The 4,012-nt window shown below is 67.2% G+C and carries 1 protein-coding gene; it reads left to right on the top strand.

Annotated features, from left to right (window positions below):
• Positions 1 to 38: 38 nt before the first annotated feature.
• A partial coding sequence (locus tag ACGFIZ_RS34040) for a LuxR C-terminal-related transcriptional regulator (RefSeq protein ID WP_393427401.1) occupies positions 39 to 4,012 on the top strand: 3,974 nt, incomplete at its 3' end.

Here is a 4,012-nt window from a genome sequence, read left to right as displayed (position 1 = left end):
ACCCGCAGACGTCGTACTTGATGGACGTGTGGGCCCGAATGATGAAGGACAAGCTCGCCGCCAGGCCCCGCCCCGATATTTATTCGACAGACGCGTTGGCCGACGACATAGCCACGCTGTCCGGCGGCCTCATCAGCAAGACGAGGGTCGGCATAGTTTTGAGGGCGGACGCGGGCGGGTCACAATCGCGTTCTGGCCAGTTACCCGAGGGGTCCGGGGCGCCGGGCGTGATCCAGGCGCAGTTGCCTTTCGGGCAGGATGCCAGCGCGAGCGGGGCGGCTGTGGTGGGGGGCGTGAGTCAGGGACCCGGTGCCGGACAGTCGACCGGTGGTGTGGGCGAGGGCCGGCAGTCGCGGCACGCTGCTGCTTTCGAGGTGACCGACAACCCCATGCCTCTCCTGGACTACCTGGCCTTTGGCGACCTGGCGTGGTCGCCGTTGTCGGAGGCCCCGTCTCCGCGCGTGTTCGAGATGACCGACAACCCCAGCCCACAGCAACCCCTGGGTGGGGCGCAGATCCAGGTGACCCAGGAGCAGACCACCTCCGGGGACGACATCGAGATGACCGACGATCTCGGTCCACAGCGACCCTCGCCTGGCGTTTCGGGCTGGGATGGGATCGATGCGGTGGATCCGGCCCGTGCGGCGGCTTCGGGGGGGCCAGCTGACGGTGGTGGCGCTGGGTTGGTTCCTGTCGTGGGACCGGACCAGTCGGCGCCAGCGGTGCGCCTAACGACGGGTGAGATCGAAGTGCTGTCCTACGTGGCGAAGGGAGAGTCGAATCCCACCATCGGGAAGCGGCCCGGGCTATCCCTGGCAAAGGTAAAGAAGCGCATCTCCTCGGCGATGCGAAAGCTGCGCGTGCGCTCTCGGCAGGAGGCTGTGGACGGGGCCCGCCGGCGCGGACTGCTGCCTGCCGACAATGCTTCGGCCAGTGTGTCGGCACGGAGTGGTGTCGAGCCCGCACTGTCGGTGGTGTCGGTGGTGTCGGTTGATGGTTCGCCTTTGCGGGCGTTGGTGGGGCTTTTGGCGGTTTTTGGCGGGGTGCGGCCGGAGGTGGGGCGGGCTGGTGAGCCTGATGGGGAGCGGCTGGCGGCGGTGGCCGGGTTGTTGCAGGACCGGGCTAGGAAGTATCTGGCCGCTCATGTGGATGGGGTGCCGGCGGATGTGCGGCGGCAGCGGATTTACCTGGACCATGTGAAGGATCAGGCGCGGGAGCTTCAGGAGCGTGACCCCGCGCAGGTGGCGCAGCTGTTGCGGGAGGGTGGCGTTAAGCGGGTCACTGACGCGCGTTTGCTGGATTCGGAGGTGATCGGGTCTCGGTATGAGACGGCGCGTGCAGACCTGGGGCCCAGGCTGGCGGGCGAGTGGTTGTCTGAGCCGCAGGAGCAGTTGGATTTCCTCAACGAGCATGACCGGGGCTTCTCGGTGGAGGAGTTGTCGGAGTTGTCGCCGGAGTCGGCCCGGAAGCATCTGGTGGGGCTGTGGACGTCCTCCGGCGGGCCGTTGTCGGTGCAGGAGGTCGAGGCTGTTCTCGCCGCCGTTGACGGCTGGGGCAGCGGGTCGGCCACCGCGGCGGAGCGGTTCTTGTTGCCGGTGGTGGCTCATGTTGCCGGTATGCGGATCACTGTTGAGGAGCGGACCGGCGAAGGGCCGCCGCGTCTGGTGGAGGAGTACGGGCCGTCGGAGGGCTGGCCGGTCACCCTGCTGTACGACCCCGCCAACCCGGGCCACTACGAGGCCATCACCTCAGAAGCCACTGCAGAAGAGGTGGTTCGTTTTCGGCCTGTCAAGGGTGGTCTCAACCTCCGTGAGATGTTGGCGGTCAGGAAACTCCCAGCAGAGATCGCTCTGCCCCCCGAGGGGCAGCTGGCTGGTCAGGGGTGGCCGTTGAGGGACATCTGGGTGGACGCCTGGGCCGGGTCGCTGAAGGATGAGTTCGCCCCCGACGGCCGCCCCTACAGCACCAGGTTGGTGGCGGGATGGTCCGGTCACCTCATCAACCGCAAGGCGGTCGGGGATCTGTGGAATGCGAAGGCGGACGCGGATCGGTCACAGTCGCGTTCTGGCCAGCCCGCCGAGGGGTCCGGGGCGCCGGACGGGCGGGGTGTCGATGCGCCGTCGGTGGTGCCGGTTGATGGTTCGCCTTTGCGGGCGTTGGTGGGGCTTTTGGCGGATTCTGGCGGGGTGCGGCCGGAGGTGGGGCGGGCTGGTGAGCCTGATGGGGAGCGGCTGGCGGCGGTGGCCGGGTTGTTGCAGGACCGGGCTAGGAAGTATCTGGCCGCTCATGTGGGGCGGGTGCCGGCGGATGTGCGGCGGCAGCGGATTTACCTGGACCATGTGAAGGATCAGGCGCGGGAGCTTCAGGAGCGTGACCCCGCGCGGGTGGCGCAGCTGTTGCGGAAGGGTGGCGTTAAGCGGGTCACTGACGCGCGTTTGCTGGATTCGGAGGTGATCAGGTCTCGGTATGAGACGGCGCGTGCAGACCTGGGGCTCGTGCTGGTGGGCGAGTGGTTGTTTGAGCCGCAGGAGCAGTTGGATTTCCTCAACAAGCATGACCGGGGCATCGCGGTGGAGGAGTTGTCGAAGTTGTCGCCGGAGTCGGCCCGGGCGCATCTGGTGGGGCTGTGGACGTCCTCCGGCGGGCCGTTGTTGGCGCAGGAGGTCGTTGATGTTCGCGCCGCCATCGACGGCTGGGGCAGCGGGTCGGCGACTGCGGCGGAGCGGTTCTTGTTGCCGGTGGTGGCTCATGTTGCCGGTATGCGGATCACTGTTGCGGAGCGGACCGGCGAAGGGCCGCCGCGTGTGGTGGAGGAGTACGGGCCGTCGGAGGGCTGGCCGGTCACCCTGCTGTACGACCCCGCCAACCCGGGCCACTACGAGGCCATCACCTCAGAAGCCACTGCAGAAGAGGTGGTTCGTTTCCGGCCTGTCAAGGGTGGTCTCAACCTCCGTGAGATGTTGGCGGTCAGGAAACTCCCAGCAGAGATCGCTCTGCCCCCCGAGGGGCAGACGGCTGATCGGCGGACGCCGTTGAGGGACTTCTGGGTGGACGCCTGGGTCGGGTCGCTGAAGGGTGAGTTCGCCCCCGACGGCCGCCCCTACAGCAGCAGGTTGGTGGCGGAATGGTCCGGTCACCTCATCCCGAAGAATAGGGTCGGGGGGCTGTGGAAGGCGGGGTCCGGGGCGCCGGACGTGGTCCAGCCGCCGTTGACCCCCGGGCGGGGTGTCGGTACGGCCAATGAAGTGGACCTTGGCGGCCGGGCCTGGCCGTTGGAGCCCCAGAGCGACGTCGAGATGATCGACGTGCCGGACCCGGCCAACGTGGCGGCTTCCGAGGGGTCAGCTGTCCGTGATGGTGCTGGGGCTCCTGTGGGACCGGGCCAGTCGGCACCGGCGCGGCCCCTGACGCCGAAGCAGCTCGAAGTGCTGGCCTACGTGGCGGAGGGGTGGCCATTTACCGATATCGCGGAAAAGCTCGGAGTGACGCCTAATGAGGTGAAAAAAAGGATGAGCCGGGTGCGGAAGAATCTGGACGCATCCGACCTGGAGGACGCTGTAAAGAAGGCCCACAAGCGCAAACTGCCGCTGGCCAGAATTACGCGGGGCTTGGACTGGGACAAGGACAAGAAATTGCCCCCCCTGATGCCGTCGGAGCTCCGCGTGCTGTCCCACGCGGCGACGGGCCAGGATGATGGCACTATCGCGGCGCAGCTCCGGATGGACCCGACGACAGTAACGAGACGCCTGAACTCGGCGATGGCCAAGCTGGGCGTGGACAGTTTGAAGGAGGCCGTAGACAAGGCCCGCCTGCTCTACCTGCTGCCAGGCGTGCCGGTTGATATTGATGCTGAGCTGTGGCGGCCTAAGCCTGGTGAGGATCCGTCTGGTGGCAAGGGTGGGCCGGGGCGGCTGTTCGGTGAGCTGGTCGCGGTGCGGTACACGCTGATTCCGGGTCTGAAAGAGTGGACGATCCTGCGGCGGATTTATGTGAAGGCTGACCCGGGCGTTTT

This window comes from Micromonospora sp. NPDC048830 (assembly GCF_043198215.1).
Lineage (GTDB): Bacteria > Actinomycetota > Actinomycetes > Mycobacteriales > Micromonosporaceae > Micromonospora.
The sequence above is the reverse complement of the archived record's forward strand: the minus strand, read 5'-3'. Positions and strand labels throughout refer to the sequence as shown.